Annotated in this window: 1 protein-coding gene; it reads left to right on the forward strand. The window is 39.1% G+C overall.

The genetic code is table 11. The features are described 5' to 3' along the window. Positions 1–217, forward strand: a 217-nt coding sequence (locus AACW06_RS19800) for a hypothetical protein (RefSeq protein ID WP_238336771.1), incomplete at its 5' end; no start/stop codon positions are given. Positions 218–791 lie beyond the last annotated feature (574 nt).

A 791-nucleotide genomic window follows, 5' to 3' on the forward strand; every position in this document is an offset into this window, starting at 1 on the left:
CTTAAAAACGATCAATCTCAGGTTGTTCAAGAATCCAGTTCGACCAAACCAACCTGCCGAAAACACGGAACGAATTATCAATGAAATCGTAGCTTTGACCTTAAAAACTCATCAAACACATAACGCCCAATTAAGTGGTGAACAATGCACTGGCCAAGCCGCTGCATTGCACCGTAAAACACTTTACTCAACGCATAGTAAAACTGCCACGCGTTGAGAATCCACTTGAATTGCTTGTTATGTGAATTTTACCGTGAATTCAAAGTAAGCCACCGTAGAAATGAAGAGATTTGAATAAGTTACGTACAAAAACGATGCTTACCAAAACCTAAATTTCACAGCGATCTTAGCCAAAGAGAGCCACTTACAGAATCGACAACAAAGAAAGCGCCTTTTCAGCAACCGCTAAATTTTTTGCGTCACCAGATTTTCAGAGCTGAACTTCAGCAAGTGAATCAGTCAAAAAAGCATTTCAATTTAAGCGATTTGAAACTGACGAAACTCAACACAAACCAGATCCAAAACTTAATTGAGGTAACCCAAGAACCTTGAAAATGATCAATCTCAGATTGTTCAAGAATCCATTTCGAGCAAGCCAACTTGCCGAAAACACGGAACGAATTTTCAATGAAATCGTAGCTTTGACCTAAAAAACTGACCAAACACATAACGCCCAATTAAGGGGTGAGCAACGCTACCGCCCAACTTAAAGCATTGTACCGTAAACACTAAAATTGAAGTAGAAGAAAAAATGCCAAGCGTTGGGAATCCCTCTTAAATTGTTTGTTAAA

Origin of the sequence: Vibrio sp. S12_S33 (assembly GCF_963889785.1) — a bacterium.
In the GTDB taxonomy this organism is placed as follows: domain Bacteria; phylum Pseudomonadota; class Gammaproteobacteria; order Enterobacterales; family Vibrionaceae; genus Vibrio; species Vibrio aestuarianus.